Genomic DNA, 21,590 nt, shown 5'->3' on the forward strand with positions numbered 1-21,590 from the left:
GGCTTGCTCGCGAATGCGTTGTGCCAGTCAATGATTTAGCGCCTGACACGCCGCATTCGCGAGCAAGCCCGCTCCCACAATTGATCTGCGCTCAGCCTTCTTTTTGTGTTGATAGAGATCCCCCCGCGTGCCCGACGCCATTCTGCGCCTCGCTTTGCCTTCGCCCCTGCGCCGCCTGTTCGATTATCGAGCGCCGGCCGGCGTGCTGCGCGAGCAATTGCAGCCGGGCATGCGTTTGCGCGTACCGTTTGGCCGACGCGAGATAATCGGCATTCTGGTCGAAGTCACCGACACCAGCGAAGTGCCGGTGGAGAAACTCAAACCGGCGCTGGCCCTGCTCGACACGACGCCGCCGCTACCGCCAGCGCTGTTCAAGCTGTGCCTGTGGACGTCGCAGTATTATCAGCACAGCCTCGGCGACACCTTGAGCTGGGCGCTGCCGGTGCTGTTGCGTCAGGGCGAACTGGCCGAGGCGCGTCAGGAACGTTTCTGGTCAGCCGCCCCCGGTGCCAGCCTTGATGATCCGCGTATCGCCCGCGCGCCGCGTCAGCGTGAAGCGCTCGCCACATTGGCCCAGCACCCGCACGGCGTCGCCCATCAGTTGCTGAGCAAACTGATGTTGAGCAAGGACAGCCTCGACCTGCTGCTGGCCAAAGGTCTGGTGCAAGTCGAGATCCGCCGTCACGCACCGGGCTTGCGCCATGAACATTGGCTGGCGCAACCGGAGCTGCCGCTGAACAGCGAGCAACGCGCCGCGTATGAGGCGATCCGCGCCGGCTTCGACAGTTATCACGCGTTCCTGCTGGCCGGGGTTACCGGCAGCGGCAAGACTGAAGTTTATTTGCAGTTGATCCGCGAAACCCTCGAAGCCGGCAAGCAGGCACTGGTGCTGATCCCGGAGATCAACCTCGGCCCGCAGACCCTCGCGCGTTTCGAGCAACGTTTCAATGCGCGCATCGCCCTGCTGCACTCGGCGGTCAATGATCGCGAGCGTCTCGAAGCCTGGCTCGCCGCCCGTGATGGCGAGGCCGACATTATTATCGGCACCCGTTCGGCGCTGTTCACGCCGATGAAAAATCCCGGCCTGATCATCATCGACGAGGAGCACGACGGCTCTTATAAACAGCAGGAAGGTTTGCGCTACCACGCCCGCGATCTGGCGCTGGTGCGTGCGCGGCAGGAAAACATCCCGATCGTGCTCGGCTCCGCCACGCCTTCGCTGGAAAGTCTGCACAACGCCTACACCGGACGTTACGGCCTCCTACGCCTGAATGAGCGTGCCGGTGGCGCCAAGCAGCCACGTTTCCTACGCCTGGATGTAAAAAGCCGTCCACTCGACAGCGGGATTTCCGGGCCGATGCAACAAGCCATCGGCCAGACCCTCGCCAACGGCCAACAGGTGCTGGTGTTCCTCAACCGTCGCGGCTTTGCCCCAACATTGCTGTGCCACGATTGCGGCTGGATGTCCGAGTGTTCGCGTTGCGATGCGCGGATGACCGTGCATCAGCGTTATGGCGAGTTGCGCTGCCACCATTGCGGCTACGTCGAGCGCACACCGCGCCAGTGCCCCAAGTGCAACAAGGTCGATTTGCGTCCGGTGGGCGCCGGCACCGAGCGCGCCGAGGAACGGCTGGCGATTCTGTTTCCCGACTATCCGGTGCTGCGCGTTGACCGCGACAGCACCTCGCGCAAGGACGCGATGAATCAGCTGTTCGCGACGATTCAGAAGGGCCAGCCGTGCATTCTGGTCGGCACGCAGATGCTCGCCAAGGGTCACCACTTTCCACGGGTGACGCTGGTGTCGATCCTCGATGCCGACGGCGGGCTGTTCTCCGGCGACTTCCGCGCCAGCGAGCGCATGGCGCAGTTGATTGTGCAGGTGGCCGGGCGCGCCGGGCGAGCGGAAGAGCCGGGCAAGGTGATTATTCAAACGCATCTGGCCGACCATCCTTTATTGGTGCAACTCACCGAGCAGGGTTACTTCGCCTTTGCCGAACAGGCTTTGAGCGAACGGCGTGCGGCCGGGCTGCCGCCGTTTGCGCATTTGGCACTGTTGCGCGCTGAGGCGCACAAGCCGGGGCAGGCGGAAGGGTTTCTCGATGAGGCGTGCAGCGAGGCGGAGCGCTTGCTGGCGGAGCAGAATCTGAGCGGGATTGAATTGCTCGGACCAGTGCCGGCGCCGATGGAGCGACGGGCCGGGCGTTATCGTGCGCAGCTGTTGTTGCAGGCGTCGGCGCGGGCGCCATTGCACCGATTGTTGACCAGTTGGCTGTTGGCGCTGGAGCAGATGCCGAGCGGGCGGGCGGTGCGTTGGTCCTTGGATGTCGATCCCGTCGATTTATATTGATCACATAATCTGTAGGAGCAAGGCTTGCCCGCGATAGCGTCTTGAAGATCGCCTCGCGGGCAAGCCTTGCTCCTACAAGCGATAGCGTCTTGAAGATCGCCTTCGCGGGCAAGCCTTGCTCCTACAAGCGATAGCGTCCTGAAGATCGCCTTCGCGGGCAAGCCATGCTCCTACAGGCGATAGCGGTCGAATTGTCACCACATATCCATAACCTGCCTGCTAAGGTTGGCAAGCCCGTCTTCGCAACGGATAATGCCCAGTTTTTCCACCCGCGCATCGATGCGCCGCCGCGCTTGCGGTCGAAAGAGAAGACCATGAAAGACACCATTCGCCAGCTGATCCAACAAGCCCTCACCCAACTCGTCAACGAAGGTGTGTTGCCTGAAGGCCTGTCGCCGGCGATTCAGGTGGAGAACGCCCGTGACAAGACCCACGGCGATTTCGCCAGCAACATCGCGATGATGCTGGCCAAGCCTGCGGGCATGAAGCCGCGCGATCTGGCGGAAAAAATCATCGCCGCGCTGCCGGCTGACGAGAACGTCACCAAAGCCGAAATCGCTGGCCCGGGCTTCATCAACTTCTTCCAGAACACTCAGGCTTTGGCCTCGCGCCTCGACGCTGCCTTGGCTGATGCCCACGTTGGCGTACGCAAGGCCGGCCCGGCACAACGCACCGTGGTCGACCTGTCGGCACCGAACCTGGCCAAAGAGATGCACGTCGGCCACTTGCGTTCGACCATCATTGGCGACGGCGTGGCCCGCGTCCTCGAATTCCTCGGCGACGAAGTGATCCGTCAGAACCACGTCGGCGACTGGGGCACCCAGTTCGGCATGCTGATGGCGTATCTGCAGGAAAACCCGATCACCAGCGACGAGCTGTCGGATCTGGAAAACTTCTACCGCGCCGCCAAACAACGTTTCGATGAATCCGAAGAATTCGCCGACCGTGCCCGTGGTCTGGTGGTCAAGCTGCAGGCCGGCGATGCTGATTGCCTGGCGCTGTGGACGAAGTTCAAGGACATCTCGCTGTCGCACTGCCAGAAGATCTACGAACTGCTCAACGTCAAACTGACCATGGCCGACGTGATGGGCGAAAGCGCCTACAACGACGACCTGATCAACGTGGTCAACGACCTGAAAGCGGCCGGCATGCTGGTCGAGAGCAACGGCGCCCAGTGCGTGTTCCTCGACGAGTTCAAGAACGCCGATGGCGACCCGCTGCCGGTGATCATCGTCAAGGCTGACGGCGGTTACCTGTATGCCACCACTGACTTGGCGGCCGTGCGCTACCGCAGTGGCAAACTGAAAGCCGATCGCGCGCTGTATTTCGTCGATCAGCGTCAGGCCCTGCACTTCCAGCAAGTCTTCGCCGTGGCGCGCAAGGCCGGTTTTGTGACCCATCCGATGGAGATGGAACACATGGGCTTCGGCACCATGAACGGCGCCGATGGCCGTCCGTTCAAGACCCGTGACGGTGGCACCGTGAAGCTGATCGACCTGCTGACCGAAGCGCAGGAACGTGCCTACAACCTGGTTAAAGAGAAGAACCCGACACTGGCCGAGGACGAACTGCGCAACATCGCCAAAGTCGTCGGCATCGGCGCGGTGAAATACGCCGATTTGTCGAAGCACCGCACCAGCGACTACAGCTTCAATTTCGACCTGATGCTGAATTTCGAAGGCAATACCGCGCCATACCTGCTTTACGCTTACACCCGCGTCGCTGGTGTGTTCCGCAAGCTGGGCAAGGATTTCAGCGAAGTCGACGGTCAGATCGTTCTTGAAGCCGAGCACGAACAAGAGCTGGCGGCGAAACTGGCGCAGTTCGGCGAAGTGCTGAACAACGTGTCCGACAAAGGCACGCCGCACATTCTCTGCACTTATCTGTATGACGTTGCCGGTCTGTTCTCCAGCTTCTACGAGAACTGCCCGATCCTCGCCGCCGAAACGCCGGCCCAGATGCAGAGCCGTCTGCGTCTGGCCGCGCTGACCGGTCGCACCCTCAAGCAAGGCCTGGAGCTGTTGGGTCTGGAAACTCTGGAGCGTATGTAAGTTGGCTGCCAAGAAAAAACCTGCACCCAAGCGTGGCGCCAGCCGTTACCAAGCTCCTGCGAAGCAACCGATTCCGGGTTGGCTGTGGATGGCCATCGGCCTGACGGTCGGCGCGTTCATCGTGTTTCTGATGAAACTGGAGCCGGGCAAGGGCAGCGACACGGTCAAGCGTGAGAAAGTCGAGCAAGCGCAACAGCAGAAAGCGTCGAAGATCGCCGAGGCCAACAAGACCCCGCCGAGCCCGACCCAGCCTGTGAAGCCGAAGTACGACTTCTACACCCTGCTGCCGGAATCGGAAGTGATCGTGCCGCCCGACGCCGTGCCGGAGAAAACCCTGCCGACGCCACAAGTGCCGACCACTCCGGTGACCCCGGCGGAAGCGGCGAAAATCGACACCGCGCGTGCTCAGGCGGCGCTGGCCGGGATCACCCCGCCACCGGCACCACCGGTGAAAGCGGCGCCCGTGACCAAGTTCTTTCTCCAGGCCGGTTCGTTCCGCAAAGAGGCGGACGCGGACAAAGTGCGTGCGCAGATCATCCTGCTCGGCCAGGCGGTCGCGGTTGAATCGGGCACGGTGAAAGATGAAACCTGGTACCGCGTGCTGGTCGGCCCGTTCAGCAACCGCGAACAACTGACCACCGCACAGAAACAACTGGCGGGCAGCGGTTTTAGCAATCTGTTGTTACAACAACGCCAGAGCCGCTGACCCTCCGTAGAAAACCGCTCCCACAGGCGAGGCAAACCTCCTGTAGGAGCTGCCGAAGGCTGCGATCTTTTGATTTTGCTTTCAGATCAGGATCAAAAGATCGCAGCCTTCGGCAGCTCCTACAGTTAGTCACCGCTCGTCTCCTCTCCCGCGCTATGCTTGAAATCCTCTCCAGCACCCCCATATGAATGGGCATAAGGCACTTTCGCCCCGCTGTGTGGAGACTCTTCCCTTGACCACCATCGTTTCAGTCCGCCGTCACGGCAAAGTCGTCATGGGCGGCGACGGCCAGGTTTCTCTTGGCAACACCGTGATGAAAGGCAACGCGAAAAAAGTTCGTCGCCTGTACCACGGTCAGGTCATTGCCGGTTTTGCCGGTGCCACCGCCGACGCCTTTACCCTCTTCGAACGTTTCGAAGGCCAGCTTGAAAAACATCAGGGCCACCTGGTGCGCGCCGCGGTCGAACTCGCCAAAGAATGGCGCACCGACCGCTCCCTGAGCCGCCTCGAAGCGATGCTCGCGGTTGCCAACAAAGACGCTTCCCTGATCATCACCGGCAACGGTGACGTGGTCGAACCCGAAGACGGCCTGATCGCCATGGGTTCCGGCGGCGGCTACGCACAGGCTGCGGCCAGCGCCCTGCTGAAAAAGACCGACCTGTCGGCTCGCGAAATCGTCGAAACCGCCCTCGGTATCGCCGGCGACATCTGTGTATTCACCAACCACACTCAGACCATTGAGGAGCAGGATCTCGCTGAATAAGCCTGACGCGGCCCTGTGCCACGGCTTGTTTTTGCTTGAGGACCGTCAACTACTATGTCCATGACTCCCCGCGAAATCGTCCACGAACTTAACCGCCACATCATCGGCCAGGACGATGCCAAGCGCGCCGTCGCGATTGCCCTGCGCAACCGCTGGCGCCGCATGCAGCTGCCTGAAGAGCTGCGCGTTGAAGTGACCCCGAAGAACATCCTGATGATCGGCCCGACCGGTGTCGGTAAAACCGAGATCGCCCGTCGTCTGGCGAAACTCGCCAACGCGCCGTTCATCAAAGTCGAAGCGACCAAATTCACCGAAGTCGGCTACGTCGGCCGTGACGTCGAATCGATCATCCGTGATCTGGCCGACGCGGCGCTCAAGTTGCTCCGCGAGCAGGAAATGACCCGCGTTCGCCACCGCGCCGAAGACGCTGCCGAGGATCGTATCCTCGACGCGCTGCTGCCGCCGGCACGCATGGGCTTCAGCAATGAAGAAGCGCCAAGTTCCGATTCCAACACCCGTCAACTGTTCCGCAAGCGCCTGCGCGAAGGTCAGCTGGATGACAAAGAGATCGAAATTGAAGTCGCCGAAGTGGCCGGCGTCGATATCTCCGCGCCACCGGGCATGGAAGAAATGACCAACCAGTTGCAGTCGTTGTTCGCCAATATGGGCAAGGGCAAGAAGAAGTCGCGCAAGCTCAAGGTCAAAGAAGCGCTGAAGCTGGTGCGTGACGAAGAAGCCGGGCGTCTGGTCAACGAAGAAGAGCTGAAAGCCAAAGCGCTGGAAGCGGTTGAGCAGCACGGCATCGTGTTCATCGACGAAATCGACAAAGTCGCCAAGCGTGGCAATGTCGGCGGCGCCGACGTCTCCCGTGAAGGCGTGCAGCGCGACTTGCTGCCGCTGATCGAAGGCTGCACCGTCAACACCAAACTGGGCATGGTCAAAACCGACCACATCCTGTTCATCGCGTCCGGTGCGTTCCACCTGAGCAAGCCGAGCGATCTGGTGCCTGAGCTGCAAGGTCGTCTGCCGATCCGCGTTGAACTGAAAGCGCTGAGCCCATCGGACTTCGAACGCATCCTCAGCGAACCTCACGCTTCGCTCACCGAGCAATACTGCGCACTGCTGAAAACCGAAGGTTTGAACATTCAGTTCCAGCCAGAAGGCATCAAGCGCATCGCCGAGATCGCCTGGCAGGTCAACGAGAAAACCGAGAACATCGGTGCCCGTCGCCTGCACACCCTGCTTGAGCGTCTGCTCGAAGAGGTGTCGTTCAGCGCCGGCGACATGGCCAGCACCCACGATGAGAAGCCGATTCTGATCGACGCCGAATACGTCAACAGCCACCTCGGCGAATTGGCGGAGAACGAAGACCTGTCCCGTTATATTCTGTAAAGCGGCAAGCTCCGAGCTACAAGCGGCAAGCTGAGTTAAGCTTGCCGCTTGTTGCTTGCAGCTCAAGGCTGTTTTTATGATTCCTACCGACATCAAACTGCACAAAGCCTCGAAAACCCTGACGCTCAAATACGCGTCCGGCGAGGAATACACCCTGCCCGCCGAATTTCTGCGCGTGCATTCTCCCTCCGCCGAGGTTCAAGGCCACGGCAATCCGATCCTGCAATTCGGCAAGATTCACGTCGGTCTGAGCAAAGTAGAACCGGCCGGTCAGTACGCACTGAAACTGACCTTCGACGACGGTCACGACAGCGGTCTGTTCACCTGGGAATACCTCTACGAGCTGGGGCGACGATTTGACGCACTCTGGGCCGATTATCTCGCCGAGCTCAAAGCTGCCGGAAAAACCCGCGATCCCGACGAGTCGATCGTCAAGCTGATGCTCTAGTCCGAGCCTCGCGCTCTTTAGAGGGCATTTTCTAACTTCATCTGTTTGAATGCTCCGCTGTGAGGCCGAGGATCGGCCCGCTTGCGAAAAAAATTAAACTCGGGTAACCAATGGAGCTGGCAAGTTCCCTGCAGTGCACTACGACTGTAAAACAGCTATGCAGAATTAACGGTCACCCGAGCAGTAGTACCTGGCATTGGCTGTGGAACTGCACAGCAGAAAACCGGGTACTCGTCTCAGGACAATGGAGCGTCGTAGATGAGTAACAAGAATAACGATGACTTGAAGTACCAAGCCTCGGAAAACACCTTGGGGCTTAATCCTGTCGTTGGGCTACGTGGAAAGGATCTGCTCGCCTCTGCTCGTATGGTGCTGAAACAGGCCATCAAACAACCGATCCATAGCGTCAAGCACGTCACCCATTTCGGCCTTGAGCTGAAGAACGTGTTGTTCGGCAAATCCGAACTGCAACCGGCCGGCGATGACCGTCGCTTCGCCGATCCTGCGTGGAGCCAGAACCCGCTCTACAAACGTTATCTGCAAACCTATCTGGCGTGGCGCAAGGAACTCCACTCCTGGATTGATGACAGCAACCTCTCACCGAAAGACATCGCGCGCGGCCACTTCGTGATCAACTTGATGACCGAAGCCATGGCCCCGACCAACTCGGCGGCCAACCCTGCAGCGGTCAAACGTTTCTTCGAAACCGGTGGCAAGAGCCTGCTCGACGGCCTCTCGCATCTGGCCAAGGATCTGGTGCACAACGGCGGCATGCCGAGCCAGGTCAACATGGGCGCATTTGAGGTCGGCAAGAGCCTCGGCGTGACCGAAGGCGCAGTGGTGTTTCGCAACGATGTGCTGGAGCTGATCCAGTACAAGCCGATCACCGAGCAAGTCCACGAGCGTCCATTGCTGGTGGTGCCGCCACAGATCAACAAGTTCTACGTATTCGACCTCAGCCCGGACAAGAGTCTGGCGCGGTTCTGCCTGCGCAATAACGTGCAGACGTTTATCGTCAGCTGGCGCAACCCGACCAAGGCGCAGCGCGAGTGGGGCCTGTCGACGTACATCGATGCGCTGAAAGAAGCGGTCGACGTGGTCACCGCGATTACCGGCAGCAAAGACATCAACATGCTTGGCGCCTGCTCCGGCGGCATCACCTGCACCGCCCTGCTCGGCCACTACGCGGCGATCGGCGAGAAGAAGGTCAACTCCCTCACGCTACTGGTGAGCGTGCTCGACACGACGCTGGACAGCGACGTCGCCCTGTTTGTCGACGAGCAGACCCTGGAGACCGCCAAGCGTCATTCGTATCAGGCCGGCGTGCTCGAAGGCAAAGACATGACCAAGGTCTTCGCCTGGATGCGCCCGAACGACCTGATCTGGAACTACTGGGTCAATAATTACCTGCTCGGCAACGAGCCGCCAGTGTTCGACATCCTGTTCTGGAACAACGACACCACCCGGTTGCCGGCGGCGTTCCACGGCGACCTGATCGAGATGTTCAAAAACAACCCACTGATCCGCCCGAATGCACTGGAAGTGTGCGGCACGCCGATCGACCTCAAGCAGGTCACCGCCGATATCTTCTCGCTGGCCGGCACCAACGACCACATCACACCGTGGAAGTCCTGCTACAAGTCGGCGCAGTTGTTCGGTGGCAAGGTGGAGTTCGTGTTGTCGAGCAGCGGGCATATCCAGAGCATTCTGAACCCGCCGGGTAACCCGAAATCGCGCTACATGACCGGCGAAGAAATGGCCGCGAATGCCGACGACTGGCAAGAGAACTCGACCAAGCACACCGACTCCTGGTGGCTGCACTGGCAGGCCTGGCAGGCCGAACGCTCGGGCAACCTGAAAAAGGCCCCACTGAAACTGGGCAACAAGGCACATCCGGCGGGCGAAGCCTCGCCGGGTACATACGTACATGAAAGATAGCGGCAAGCCACAAGTTACAAGCCGCAAGCTGAGCAGGTTCTGCTTGAAGCTTGCGGCTTGTGGCTGCTCCACTCTAATTCCAAGGGCCTGACGCATGCCGCAACCGTTCATATTCCGTACCGTCGATCTGGATGGCCAGACCCTCCGCACGGCGGTACGCCCCGGCAAGCCTCACTTGACGCCCTTGCTGATTTTCAACGGCATCGGCGCCAACCTGGAGCTGGTGTTTCCGTTTGTCGCGGCGCTGGATCCGGATCTGGAAGTGATCGCTTTCGACGTCCCCGGTGTCGGCGGCTCCTCGACGCCTAATCGGCCGTACCGTTTTCCCGGTCTGGCCAAACTGACGGCACGGATGCTCGATTACCTCGACTACGGGCAGGTCAACGTCATCGGCGTGTCGTGGGGCGGTGCGCTCGCGCAGCAATTCGCCTACGACTACCCCGAGCGCTGCAAGAAACTGGTGCTGGCGGCGACCGCTGCCGGTGCGGTGATGGTGCCGGGCAAACCGAAAGTGTTGTGGATGATGGCCAGCCCACGGCGCTACATTCAGCCCTCGCACGTGATCCGCATCGCACCGCTGATCTATGGCGGCTCGTTCCGCCGCGACCCTACCCTGGCCGCCAGCCACGCAGCGAAAGTGCGTTCGGCGGGCAAGCTCGGTTACTACTGGCAACTGTTCGCCGGCCTCGGCTGGACGAGCATTCACTGGCTGCACAAGATCCATCAGCCGACGCTGGTGCTGGCCGGCGACGACGATCCGCTGATCCCGCTGATCAACATGCGCATGCTCGCCTGGCGCATTCCCAACGCGCAGTTGCACATCATCGATGACGGCCACCTGTTCCTGATCACCCGCGCCGAAGCCGTGGCGCCGATCATCATGAAATTCCTCCAGGAGGAGCGTCAGCGCGCGGTGATGCACCCGCACCCGACACCGCTCGGCGGCTAAGGTCAGCGGCAGGCTTTATGCAGGGCTTTACCCGCAATTCGTGGCAGGACGCCACGCAAGCAGCAACCCGTAACAGCGTCTATGGTGTTCTGGTTCGGTGAGTGTGTTTTTTGCCTGAAGACGAAGGAGTGTTGAGTCATGCGCGACAAACCAGCGACGGGCGTGGTGCCCAGCCCCGCCGTGTTCATCAACGCACAGAGTGCGATCACCGGATTGCGCGGTCGCGACTTGCTCTCGACCCTGCGCAGCGTGGCCGCCCACGGTTTGCGTAACCCGGTGCACAGCGCGAAACACGCCTTGAAGCTCGGCGGCCAGTTGGGCCGCGTCCTGCTCGGTGAAACCCTGCACCCGACCAATCCGAACGACAGCCGTTTCGCTGACCCTGCGTGGAGCCTCAACCCGTTTTACCGGCGTAGTCTGCAGGCGTATCTGGCCTGGCAGAAACAGGTCAAAAGCTGGATCGACGAAAGCGACATGAACCCGGAAGACCGCGCCCGCGCGCACTTCGCCTTCACCCTGCTCAACGACGCGGTGGCGCCATCGAACACCTTGCTCAATCCGCTGGCGGTCAAAGAGCTGTTCAACTCCGGCGGCCACAGTCTGGTGCGCGGTCTCAGTCATTTGTTCGATGACTTATTGCACAACGACGGCTTGCCACGGCAGGTGACCAAGCAGGCTTTTGAAGTCGGCAAAACCGTCGCGACCACTACCGGCTCGGTGGTGTTTCGCAACGAGATGCTTGAGCTGATCCAGTACAAACCGATGAGCGAAAAGCAGTACGCCAAGCCGCTATTGGTGGTGCCGCCGCAGATCAACAAGTACTACATTTTCGACCTCAGCCCGCACAACAGTTTCGTCCAGTACGCGCTGAAAAACGGATTGCAGACCTTCATGATCAGTTGGCGCAACCCTGACGTGCGCCATCGCGAATGGGGCCTGTCGACCTACGTCGAAGCCGTGGAAGAGGCGATGAATATTTGCCGGGCGATTACCGGCGCCCGCGAGGTCAATCTGATGGGCGCTTGCGCTGGCGGACTGACCATCGCCGCCCTGCAAGGACATTTGCAGGCCAAGCGGCAGCTGCGCCGGGTCTCCAGTGCGACCTATCTGGTCAGCCTGCTCGACAGTGAAATCGAGACCTCGGCCACGCTGTTCGCCGATGAGCAAACCCTCGAAGCGGCCAAGCGTCGTTCCTATCAGAAAGGCGTGCTTGATGGCCGCGACATGGCCAAGGTCTTCGCGTGGATGCGGCCCAACGATTTGATCTGGAGCTACTTCGTCAACAACTACCTGTTGGGCAAAGAGCCGCCGGCCTTCGACATTCTCTACTGGAACAACGACAACACGCGCCTGCCCGCCGCGTTTCACGGTGACTTGCTGGACTTCTTCAAGCACAACCCGTTGACCCACCCGGGTGGACTTGAGGTGTGCGGCACGCCGATCGACTTACAGAAAGTCACCGTCGACAGCTTCAGCGTCGCCGGCATGAACGACCACATCACGCCGTGGGATGCGGTGTATCGCTCGACCTTGCTGCTCGGTGGTGACCGACGCTTTGTGCTGTCCAACAGCGGCCATGTGCAGAGCATTCTCAACCCGCCGAGCAACCCGAAAGCCGCATACGTCGAGAACAGCAAGATGAGCAGCGACCCGCGCGCCTGGTACTACGACGCCAAACACGTCGACGGCAGCTGGTGGCCGCAGTGGCTGGAATGGATACAGCAACGCTCCGGCGCCCAGCACGAAACCTCGTTCACCCTCGGCAACCCGAACTATCCACCGATGGAGGCAGCGCCCGGTACCTACGTGCGCGTGCGCTGACGCTTAACCGAACTTTTCTAAGAAGACTGGATGAAAACCCGCGACCGGATTCTCGAATGTGCTTTGCAACTGTTCAACGAAAAGGGCGAGCCGAACGTCTCCACCATGGAAGTTGCCAACGAAATGGGCATCAGCCCGGGCAACCTCTACTACCACTTCCACGGCAAGGAACCGCTGATTCTCGGGCTGTTCGAACGCTTCCAGAATGAACTGGCGCCGCTGCTCGATCCGCCCTCGGATGTGGAACTGGCACCGGAGGATTACTGGCTGTTTTTGCATTTGATTGTGGAGCGGCTGGCGCAGTATCGGTTCCTGTTTCAGGACTTGTCGAACCTGGCCGGACGGTTGCCGAAACTGGCCAAGGGGATACGTCATCTGCTCAACGCACTTAAGCGCACGCTGGCGTCGTTGCTCGCTAGGTTGAAGGCGGCGGGGCAGTTGGTCAGTGATACCCAGGCGTTGGGGCAGTTGGTGGAACAGATCACCATGACGCTGCTGTTTTCGCTCGATTATCAGCGGATTCTGGATCGTGAGGGCGAAGTTCGTTTGGTCGTGTACCAGATCATGATGTTGGTGGCACCGCACCTGCTGCCGCCGGTGAAGGTCGCCACCGAACGGATGGCCCTGCAATACCTTGAAGATCATGACTGACATGTAGGAGCTGAGCTTGCTCGCGAAGGCGGTGTGTCAGGCGATCCAAATGTTATCTGACACACCGCCTTCGCGAGCAAGCTCAGCTCCTACAAGGTAAATCTTCAAACAAAAACGCCCGACCTTCACAGGCCGGGCGTTTTGTTTTGCCCTGAAAAAATCAGGACTGACTGGTTGGCGTCGACGGGGTCGATGCGGCAGTCGGGGTTGCCACTGGAGTCGGTGCGGCGGCGGAGTTCGACGCGCTTACCGGAGCTGCCGGGGTGGCAGGTTTGGCTGCAGCAGGTGCTGCTGGCTTCGGCGCTGCGGCTTTCGGCGCGGCCGGTTTTTTCACTGCGGTTTTTTTCGCTGCGGCCGGTTTGGCCGCAGGCTTGGCAGCCGGTTTAGCGGCAGCGGTTTTCGCTGCTGGCTTGGCGGCCGGTTTGGCTGCTGCTTTTGTCGCAGGTTTAGCGGCTGGTTTCGCAGCGGCCTTAGCGGCAACCGGTTTGGCAGCTGCTTTAGCGGCAGGCTTGGCGGCGGCAGTTTTTGCAGCCGGTTTAACGGCGGCTTTGGCTTTCGCTGCCGGCTTGGCCGCTGCTTTTGCTGCAGGTTTAGCCGCAGCTTTTACCAGTGGCTTGGCCGCGGTTTTAGCAGCAGGTTTGGCCGCTGCCGTTTTAGCAGCAGGTTTTGCCGCAGCCGTTTTCGCCGCCACAGGCTGAGCTTTCAGACCGGTGAGTTTTTCGATCTGCTTGGTCAGCGTGTCGACCTTGCTGTTGAGCGCTTTGACTTCATTGCGGCTCGGTACGCCCAGGCGCGAAATCGCGCTGTTCAGGCGCTTGTCGAAAGCCCCTTCCAGCTCGTCCCACTTGCCCAGTGCGCGATCTTTCACGCCGCTGATGCGCGACTTGGCCGACGAAGCGGAATCCTTGGCGGCATCGACTTTTTTGCCGACTGCAGACTTGGTGAGCTTCTCGGCTTTCTCGCCGTCTTTGACCAATGTATCGAAGAGCTTGCTGCCGTCAGTGTCGATCTTCGAGTACACGCCTAAACCAGCCAGCCAGATTTTGCGGGAGTAGTCTTCGACTTTCCCGATCCACGAGCTGCCTTCTTTATCGGTGTTCTTTTTACCAGCCATCCCGTTCTCCTTAAGATTTACGCGCGACGCGTTCGAGCAATGCCGTCAGCTCATCGAGCTTAGCAGAGAGTGTCTCAACGTCATGTTTAGACGGAATGCCGATACGATTCAAGGCGCTTGCGACACGGGAGTCGAACGCCTTCTCGACCTTGTCGAGCTGAACTTCGACGCGACCTTTGAAAGAACTCACTTCGCCCTTCGCTTCATCGATCTCGGCGTTGGCCGCTTCGAGTTTTTCGGTGACGGCTTTTTTGCCTTTCTTTTCAACAGTTTGACCAGCTTTGATCAGCTCTTGAAAGTAGTCGCTGCCCTCTTGGCCGACCTTGGCATAGGCACCCAGGCCTGCCAGCCAGATCTTGCGGGCATAGGATTTAACGTCGCTCAGAGCGGTTGTCGAAGCGTCGATTTTTTTCTTCAAAATAACTTTGGCCATGGTGCACCTCACGCGCAGAAGGTTTGAGGAACTGCCCGCGAAAGTGTCGGGCTCAGGCACAAAGTAGGTAGAAAAATTAGAAACGGCACCCTAACAACTGACATAAATCGGTGTTGCCTGAACGAAAAGATCGCAGCCTTCGGCAGCTCCTACAGGGGTACACATTCCCCTGTAGGAGCTGCCGAAGGCTGCGATCTTTTGATGTTCAGACCAGGGCTTTGTCGAGGGCTTTTTCGATTTCGGCTTTGATCATGCCGCTCATGGCCGACATCATCAGGCCCAGCTCGACGTCGACCTTGATCGAATCGTCCGCCACATGCACCGCGCCTTTCACGCCCGAGCGTTTGAGGTTCAGGGTGTCGCCCGACCATTGCGGCTCCAGGCCATATTGATCGGAGAGTTTTTGCGCCAGCTTGTCGGCCTTCTCGCGGGCGGCTTCCTTACCCAGGTTGTGGGCACGCTCAACAGTGATTTTGGCCATTGATTGACTCCTGCTTTTTGAATGGGGCGAAAAAGATGTGTCGGTAAATCTTGACCGCCGCTGCGGCAAATCGTCCCGAAGGTTACCCATCTTACCTTTAGCCATTCCAAGACAAAGCATGGCTTGGGGATTAGAATGTCGCGCATTCTCTTTTGGTGACAGCGATATGACTGATCAGCGCAAAGGCAGCGATGCCGAACCCACCACTCACTTCGGCTTCAAAAACGTTCCGGAAAGCCAGAAAGCGGAAAAAGTCGCTGAGGTTTTCCACTCGGTAGCCGCCAAGTACGACCTGATGAACGACCTTCTGTCGGGCGGCATGCACCGTTTGTGGAAGCGTTTCGCGATCGAACTGTCGGGCGTGCGCAGCGGTAACCGCGTGCTGGACATCGCCGGCGGTACTGGCGACCTGACCAAAAAATTCTCGCATCTGGTCGGCCCGACCGGTCAGGTGGTTTTGGCCGACATCAACGAATCCATGCTCAAGGTCGGTCGTGACCGCCTGCTGGATCTGGGTGTCGCCGGCAACGTCGAATTTGTTCAGGCGGATGCCGAAAAGCTGCCGTTCCCGGACAACCATTTCGACTGCGTGACCATCGCCTTCGGCCTGCGCAACGTCACGCACAAAGAAGACGCTCTGCGTTCGATGCTGCGTGTGCTCAAGCCCGGCGGTCGTTTGCTGGTGCTGGAATTCTCCAAGCCGACCAACGCGCTGATGTCGAAAGCCTACGACGCCTACTCGTTCGCCTTCATGCCGCTGATGGGCAAGCTGATCACCAACGACTCGGAAAGCTATCGTTACCTGGCCGAATCGATCCGCATGCACCCGAATCAGGAAACCCTGAAGTCGATGATGGTCGATGCCGGTTTCGACCGCGTGACCTATCACAACATGACCGCAGGCATCGTCGCCCTGCACCGTGGCATCAAGCCCTGATGTTACTCACCGGGCTGCTCGCCAGCGTTGAACTCGGCCTCAACCGGGTGCTGCGTCTCGACAGCACGGCGCTGCCGCGGCTGGCGCATTTGACCGGTAAAGTGATTGCCGTCGACTGCCGCACCCCGGCGCTGCAACTGTTCATTTTGCCGAGCGACGAAGGCCTGATGCTGGCCTCGCACTGGGAAACCGGTGTCGACTGCACCCTGCGTGCGCCGGCTTCGAGCCTGATCAAACTGGCCGTGAGCAAAGACAAAACCGCGGTGCTGCACGCCCCGGAAGTCGAGCTCGATGGCGACAGCGGCGTGCTGCTGGAGCTGGCCGGCGTGCTGCAAGACCTTGAGCTGGACTGGGAGTACGAACTCTCGCGCTGGCTCGGCCCGGTCGCCACGCAACTGATTGGCGGTCACTTGCGCAGCCGCGCGCGCTGGTATCAACAAGGATTTGCCAGCCTCAACCAGAACCTCGCCGAATACCTCGCTGAAGAATCGCGCACCCTCGTCGGGCAGCGCGAAGCCGAAGCGCGATTCAGTGAACTGGACCGGATCAAACTTGATCTGGAACGTCTCGAGGCGCGCTTCGAGCGCCTTTCCCGATCCCTCGACCCAAGCGATAACGCATGAAGCTGCTTGCCGTCCGCCGTCTGTTGCGCATCCAGCGCGTCGTGATCCGCTACCGTCTCGATGACCTGCTGTTCGATCTGCCGCTGCCCTGGTTCCTCCTGGCGCTGCGCTATGTGCTGCCGTGGCGCTGGTTCCCGCGCAAGCCGCTGGATCTGAGCCGGGGCGCGCGTTTGCGTCTGGCGTTGCAGGATCTCGGGCCGATTTTCATCAAGTTCGGGCAGATTCTCTCGACCCGCCGCGACCTGCTGCCGGAAGACATCGCCGATGAACTGATGCGCTTGCAGGATCGCGTGCCGCCGTTCGATTCGCAGCTGTCGATCAAGCTGATCGAAGAACAGCTCGGCAAGAAAATCAGCGACGTGTTCAGCCGTTTCGACGTCGAACCGCTGGCCTCGGCCTCGGTGGCGCAGGTGCATGCCGCGCAGTTGAAAACCGGCGAAGAAGTGGTGGTCAAGGTTATCCGTCCGGGCCTGAGACCGATCATCGCGCAGGATCTGGCGTGGCTGTTCATCCTCGCCCGCGCCGCTGAAAAGCTCTCGGCCGACGCGCGTCTGCTGCACCCGGTCGACGTGGTGCAGGACTACGAAAAAACCATCTACGACGAACTCGATCTGCTGCGGGAGGCGGCCAACGCCAGCCAGTTGAAGCGCAATTTCGAAGGTTCGCCGCTGTTGTATGTGCCGCAAGTCTATTGGGACTGGTGCCGGCCGAAAGTGCTGGTGATGGAGCGCATCTACGGCATTCAGGTGACGGATCTGGCGACCCTCGCCGATCAGCGCACCGACATGAAAATGCTCGCCGAGCGTGGCGTGGAGATCTTCTTCACCCAAGTGTTCCGCGACAGCTTTTTCCACGCCGACATGCACCCGGGCAACATTTTTGTCAGCACCGTCAATCCGTGGAGCCCGCAGTACATCGCGATCGACTGCGGCATCGTCGGCAGCCTGACCCCGGAAGACCAGGATTATCTGGCGCGCAACCTGTTCGCTTTCTTCAAGCGTGACTACCGGCGTGTGGCGCAATTGCACATCGATTCGGGCTGGGTGCCGGCGGAGACCAAACTCAACGAATTCGAAGCGGCAATCCGTACCGTGTGCGAACCGATCTTCGAAAAACCGTTAAAAGATATTTCATTTGGCCAGGTGCTGATGCGCCTGTTCCAGACCGCACGCCGTTTCAATATGGAAGTGCAGCCGCAACTGGTACTGCTGCAAAAGACCCTGCTGAACATCGAAGGCCTCGGCCGTCAGCTGTATCCGGATCTGGATCTGTGGAATACCGCGCAGCCATTCCTCGAGCGCTGGATGCGCGAGCGCGTCAGCCCGAAAGCCTTGCTCGGTAACGTGCAGAGCCAGTTTGAGCAGTTGCCGCATCTGGCGAATATGGCCCGCGATCTGCTCGAGCGCATGTCCCAGCCGCACGCCTACGACCCGCCGCCACCGTGGCATAAACGCAAGGACGACTGGTTCCTGCGCCTGCTCGGTTGCGCGCATCTGGCCGGCGGGGTGATTCTCGCCATCGGTGGCCCGCTAAACGAATTGGGGCATTGGCCGGCGGGAATCATGGTGGCAGTCGGCTTGTATCTGGTCGTTCGCCGATAGCACGAATCAGCTGCAAGTTATAAGCTGCGAGCTGCAAGCTTGAAGCTACAAGCACACCGCAACTGCTTTTACTTGCAGCGTGAAGCTCGCAACTCGAAGCTGCTTCTGTCAGGAATTGAAGATGAAAAACTGGCTGGACGAGATCAAATGGGACGCTGATGGCCTGGTGCCGGCGATTGCCCAGGATCACAAGACCGGACGTGTATTGATGATGGCCTGGATGAACCGCGAAGCGCTCGAACTGACCGCCGCGGAAAACCGTGCCATCTACTGGTCACGCTCCCGTGGCAAGCTGTGGCGCAAGGGCGAAGAGTCCGGCCATGTGCAGACCCTGCATGAAATGCGTCTGGACTGTGACGCCGACGTGATCATCCTGATGGTTGAACAGATCGGCGACATCGCTTGCCATACCGGCCGTCAAAGCTGTTTTTATCGTGTCTTCGAAAACGGCGACTGGAAAACCGTCGATCCGGTTCTCAAAGACCCGCACGCCATCTATTCCGCAGGACACAAACATGAGTGACACCCTGACCCGCCTGGCCGAAGTGCTCGAAGAGCGCAAAGGCGCAGCCGCCGACAGCTCATATGTAGCTAGTCTGTACCACAAGGGTTTGAACAAAATTCTGGAGAAAGTCGGCGAAGAGTCGGTCGAAACCATTATTGCCGCCAAAGACGCCGCCATCAGCGGCGACTGCAGCGATGTGATCTACGAGACCGCCGACCTGTGGTTCCACAGCATGGTCATGCTCGCCCAACTGGGGCAGCATCCGCAGGCTGTGCTCGATGAACTGGATCGTCGCTTCGGTCTGTCCGGACACGTCGAGAAAGCCTCGCGTCCGTCCGCCTGAACAATTTTTAGAGAGGAACAGCAACATGGGCATTTTTGACTGGAAACACTGGATCGTCATTCTGGTAGTCGTGGTGTTGGTGTTCGGCACCAAGAAACTGAAAAACCTCGGCACCGACGTTGGCGAGTCGATCAAGGGCTTCCGCAAAGCCATGAACGACGATGAAAAACCGGCCGCTGATCCAACCGTGACACCTGCGCAACCGGTACCACCGGTGCAGCCGCAAGCCACCGCTCAGGCCAACCCGCCGCACACCATCGACGTGCAGGCGCAGAAAGTCGAAGAGCCGATCCGCAAAGACGTGTGAGCACTGACTAATGTTTGGTATCAGCTTCTCTGAACTGCTGCTCGTCGGCCTCGTCGCCCTGCTGGTGCTGGGCCCCGAGCGTCTGCCGGGCGCTGCGCGCACCGCTGGCCTGTGGGTCGGACGGCTGAAGCGCAGCTTCAACGCGATCAAACAGGAAGTTGAACGTGAAATCGGTGCCGACGAGATCCGTCGGCAACTGCACAACGAGCATATTCTGTCGCTGGAGCAAGAGGCGCGGAAGATTTTCAACCCGGTTCAGCAAGAGCCAACGTCGGTTGAGCATGTGGGTCAGCAGACAATTCATGCGCCGACGGCACCCGCTGCTGCTGCACCTGCTCCGACACCTGCACCTGCACCTGCTGCCGTCGTAGCGCCGACAGAACCGCTGCCCGCGCCTGCAGAAACCTCGGTTGAACATGTATCCCCAACCGCCGCGCCGATCACACCAGCGCCTCACGACCCTACTCTGCCGCCGCGAGCCCCATGAGCGATCTCCCCGAAAACGACCAGCACATGCCGCTGGTTTCGCACCTCACCGAGTTGCGCACCCGCCTGCTGCGTTGTGTGGCGGCGATCTTCATCATCTTCGCCGGGCTGTTCGCCTTCACCCAGCAGATCTACACCTTCGTCTCGACGCCGCTGCGCCAGTACCTGCCGGTCGGCGCGACGATGATCGCCACCGACGTGTCGTCGCCGTTCCTGACGCCGCTGAAACTGACGATGATGGTCTCGCTGTTCCTCGCGATCCCGGTGATCCTGCATCAGATCTGGGGCTTTATCGCGCCGGGCCTGTACAAGCACGAGAAGCGCATCGCGGTGCCGCTGCTGGTCTCCAGCATCCTGCTGTTCTACACCGGCATGGCGTTTGCCTATTACTTCGTGTTCCCGCTGATCTTCAAGTTCTTCGCTGCCGCCACCCCGGCCGGCGTGGAAATGATGACCGACATCGCCAGTTACCTCGATTTCGTCATGACGCTGTTCTTCGCCTTCGGCGTGGCGTTCGAGATTCCAGTGGCCGTGGTGCTGCTGGTGTGGATCGGCGTGGTCGACGTCAAATACCTGAAGAAAATCCGCCCGTACGTGATCATCGGCTGCTTCGTGGTCGGCATGATCCTGACACCGCCGGACATCTTCTCGCAGACCCTGCTGGCCGTGCCGATGTGGATGCTGTTTGAAATCGGCATTCTGTTCGGTGGTTTGATCAGCAAGCGCGAACGCCCGGAAGAAACCCCGGCCGACGACCACAACGACCAGCCGCCAGCGACCCAGGCATGAACCTGCTTTTGCTCGAAGAGGCCGATTTTATTGCGGCCGACCGTGTGGTGCTGCGTGATCGACGCCTGACGCACATGCAGGAAGTTCACCGTTCGGAAGTCGGTGACAGCCTGCGCGTCGGGCGTATTGACGGGTTGATGGGCTCGGCTGAATTGCTGCGGCTGGACGCAGGTGAAGCTGAGTTGCGCGTCACCCTCGATCAGCCGCCACCGGCGAAATTGCCGCTAACCCTCGTGCTTGCGCTGCCGCGTCCGAAAATGCTCCGTCGGGTGTTTCAGACCGTAGCGACCATGGGCGTGGCGAAGGTGATTCTGGTCAACAGCTATAGGGTCGAGAAGAGCTTCTGGCAGACGCCGTTTCTTGAGCCGGCGGCTATCCGTGAACAACTGATCCTCGGCCTCGAACAAGCGCGCGATACGGTATTGCCGGAGATCGTCATCGAGAAACGCTTCAAGCCGTTCGTTGAAGATCGCCTGCCTGCGATTACCGAAGGTACGCTCGGTCTGGTCGGTCATCCCGGCAACTATCCGCCGTGCCCGCGCGCCCTCAGCGAGCCAGTCACCCTCGCCATCGGGCCTGAAGGCGGCTGGATTCCCTACGAGATCGACCTGCTGGCCAAGTCCGGCCTGCAACCGGTGCAACTGGGCGAGCGCATCCTGCGCGTAGAAACCGCCGTCACCGCCCTCCTCGCCCGCCTGTTCTAAACGAACACCGCGCCCCGTGTAGGAGCTGCCGAAGGCTGCGATCTTTTGATGTTGTTTTTTTATAAGCAAGATCAAAAGATCGCAGCCTCGTTTCACTCGACAGCTCCTACAGATCAGCGGGATCAGCGGATCAGCGGATCAGCAGGTCGGCAATCGGCAGGTCAGCAGATCCAGAGCGCAGGGCCTTCCCGGACAAATGGT

Annotated in this window: 22 protein-coding genes; 19 read left to right on the forward strand and 3 right to left on the reverse strand. The window is 59.9% G+C overall.

Going from position 1 to position 21,590, the window contains the following annotated elements; translation table 11 throughout:
- Positions 1-127 precede the first annotated feature (127 nt).
- The 10 genes from QMX93_RS09135 (at position 128) to QMX93_RS09180 (ending at position 13,066) form a co-directional block, all read left to right on the forward strand.
- Positions 128-2,347: a primosomal protein N' gene (locus tag QMX93_RS09135; protein ID WP_282354869.1), complete on the forward strand. Its 2,220-nt coding sequence runs from the start codon at positions 128-130 to the stop codon at positions 2,345-2,347.
- Positions 2,348-2,661: 314 nt separating this feature from the next.
- On the forward strand, positions 2,662-4,398 hold the full coding sequence (argS, locus tag QMX93_RS09140; protein WP_212544818.1) for an arginine--tRNA ligase: 1,737 nt from the start codon (positions 2,662-2,664) through the stop codon (positions 4,396-4,398).
- Position 4,399: 1 nt separating this feature from the next.
- Positions 4,400-5,104, forward strand: a complete 705-nt coding sequence (locus QMX93_RS09145; protein WP_159811618.1) for an SPOR domain-containing protein — start codon at positions 4,400-4,402, stop codon at positions 5,102-5,104.
- 232 nt (positions 5,105-5,336) lie between these two features.
- Positions 5,337-5,867 (forward strand): ATP-dependent protease subunit HslV, encoded by a 531-nt coding sequence (hslV, locus tag QMX93_RS09150; RefSeq protein ID WP_016984593.1) that lies wholly within the window; start codon positions 5,337-5,339, stop codon positions 5,865-5,867.
- Positions 5,868-5,921: 54 nt separating this feature from the next.
- A complete protein-coding gene (gene hslU, locus QMX93_RS09155) occupies positions 5,922-7,259 on the forward strand; it encodes an HslU--HslV peptidase ATPase subunit (protein WP_053116639.1) in 1,338 nt (445 codons plus the stop codon).
- Between the two features lie 76 nt (positions 7,260-7,335).
- Entirely contained in the window at positions 7,336-7,707 is a 372-nt protein-coding gene (locus tag QMX93_RS09160; RefSeq protein ID WP_282354893.1) for a DUF971 domain-containing protein, read from the forward strand.
- 258 nt (positions 7,708-7,965) lie between these two features.
- Entirely contained in the window at positions 7,966-9,645 is a 1,680-nt protein-coding gene (gene phaC, locus QMX93_RS09165; RefSeq protein ID WP_282354896.1) for a class II poly(R)-hydroxyalkanoic acid synthase, read from the forward strand.
- A gap of 94 nt (positions 9,646-9,739) precedes the next feature.
- Positions 9,740-10,594, forward strand: coding sequence for a poly(3-hydroxyalkanoate) depolymerase (gene phaZ, locus QMX93_RS09170; RefSeq protein WP_007909378.1), 855 nt, complete (start codon positions 9,740-9,742; stop codon positions 10,592-10,594).
- A 138-nt stretch (positions 10,595-10,732) separates the two neighbouring features.
- Complete coding sequence (gene phaC / locus QMX93_RS09175) at positions 10,733-12,415, forward strand: class II poly(R)-hydroxyalkanoic acid synthase (protein ID WP_282354900.1); 1,683 nt, start codon at positions 10,733-10,735, stop codon at positions 12,413-12,415.
- 30 nt (positions 12,416-12,445) lie between these two features.
- The gene (locus QMX93_RS09180) at positions 12,446-13,066 is read left to right on the forward strand and encodes a TetR/AcrR family transcriptional regulator (protein WP_038360043.1); all 621 of its coding nucleotides are present in this window, start codon (positions 12,446-12,448) and stop codon (positions 13,064-13,066) included.
- 160 nt (positions 13,067-13,226) lie between these two features.
- Here QMX93_RS09180 and QMX93_RS09185 read toward each other — a convergent pair whose 3' ends face one another.
- The 3 genes from QMX93_RS09185 to QMX93_RS09195 form a co-directional block, all read right to left on the reverse strand.
- On the reverse strand, positions 13,227-14,180 hold the full coding sequence (locus QMX93_RS09185; RefSeq protein WP_282354910.1) for a phasin family protein: 954 nt from the start codon (positions 14,178-14,180) through the stop codon (positions 13,227-13,229).
- A gap of 10 nt (positions 14,181-14,190) precedes the next feature.
- Positions 14,191-14,613, reverse strand: a complete 423-nt coding sequence (locus QMX93_RS09190) for a phasin family protein (RefSeq protein WP_008080629.1) — start codon at positions 14,611-14,613, stop codon at positions 14,191-14,193.
- Positions 14,614-14,818: 205 nt separating this feature from the next.
- Complete coding sequence (locus tag QMX93_RS09195) at positions 14,819-15,094, reverse strand: polyhydroxyalkanoic acid system family protein (protein WP_038360037.1); 276 nt, start codon at positions 15,092-15,094, stop codon at positions 14,819-14,821.
- A 166-nt stretch (positions 15,095-15,260) separates the two neighbouring features.
- Here QMX93_RS09195 and ubiE point away from each other — a divergent pair, with 166 nt between their 5' ends.
- From ubiE to QMX93_RS09240, 9 genes are all read left to right on the forward strand, one after another.
- The gene (ubiE, locus tag QMX93_RS09200; RefSeq protein ID WP_008080626.1) at positions 15,261-16,031 is read left to right on the forward strand and encodes a bifunctional demethylmenaquinone methyltransferase/2-methoxy-6-polyprenyl-1,4-benzoquinol methylase UbiE; all 771 of its coding nucleotides are present in this window, start codon (positions 15,261-15,263) and stop codon (positions 16,029-16,031) included.
- Positions 16,031-16,654 carry an SCP2 domain-containing protein gene (locus QMX93_RS09205; protein ID WP_053116632.1) on the forward strand — a complete coding sequence of 208 codons (624 nt, stop codon included), beginning with the start codon at positions 16,031-16,033 and terminating at the stop codon, positions 16,652-16,654. The genes ubiE and QMX93_RS09205 overlap by 1 nt, the downstream gene beginning before the upstream one ends.
- Entirely contained in the window at positions 16,651-18,255 is a 1,605-nt protein-coding gene (ubiB, locus tag QMX93_RS09210; RefSeq protein WP_159811612.1) for a ubiquinone biosynthesis regulatory protein kinase UbiB, read from the forward strand. The genes QMX93_RS09205 and ubiB overlap by 4 nt, the downstream gene beginning before the upstream one ends.
- Before the next feature lie 121 nt (positions 18,256-18,376).
- On the forward strand, positions 18,377-18,778 hold the full coding sequence (hisI, locus tag QMX93_RS09215) for a phosphoribosyl-AMP cyclohydrolase (protein ID WP_007909357.1): 402 nt from the start codon (positions 18,377-18,379) through the stop codon (positions 18,776-18,778).
- Positions 18,771-19,103 (forward strand): phosphoribosyl-ATP diphosphatase, encoded by a 333-nt coding sequence (locus tag QMX93_RS09220; protein WP_007909355.1) that lies wholly within the window; start codon positions 18,771-18,773, stop codon positions 19,101-19,103. Before hisI ends, QMX93_RS09220 begins: the two co-directional genes overlap by 8 nt.
- A gap of 25 nt (positions 19,104-19,128) precedes the next feature.
- A complete protein-coding gene (locus QMX93_RS09225; RefSeq protein ID WP_003220847.1) occupies positions 19,129-19,410 on the forward strand; it encodes a twin-arginine translocase TatA/TatE family subunit in 282 nt (93 codons plus the stop codon).
- A gap of 10 nt (positions 19,411-19,420) precedes the next feature.
- Entirely contained in the window at positions 19,421-19,897 is a 477-nt protein-coding gene (tatB, locus tag QMX93_RS09230) for a Sec-independent protein translocase protein TatB (RefSeq protein ID WP_212549932.1), read from the forward strand.
- The gene (gene tatC / locus QMX93_RS09235) at positions 19,894-20,685 is read left to right on the forward strand and encodes a twin-arginine translocase subunit TatC (RefSeq protein ID WP_008080622.1); all 792 of its coding nucleotides are present in this window, start codon (positions 19,894-19,896) and stop codon (positions 20,683-20,685) included. The genes tatB and tatC overlap by 4 nt, the downstream gene beginning before the upstream one ends.
- Positions 20,682-21,389, forward strand: coding sequence for a 16S rRNA (uracil(1498)-N(3))-methyltransferase (locus tag QMX93_RS09240; RefSeq protein ID WP_212549933.1), 708 nt, complete (start codon positions 20,682-20,684; stop codon positions 21,387-21,389). Before tatC ends, QMX93_RS09240 begins: the two co-directional genes overlap by 4 nt.
- Positions 21,390-21,590: the final 201 nt, after the last annotated feature.

Origin of the sequence: Pseudomonas sp. PS01303, assembly GCF_029959385.1 — a bacterium.
Classification (GTDB): Bacteria; Pseudomonadota; Gammaproteobacteria; order Pseudomonadales; family Pseudomonadaceae; genus Aquipseudomonas; species Aquipseudomonas rustica.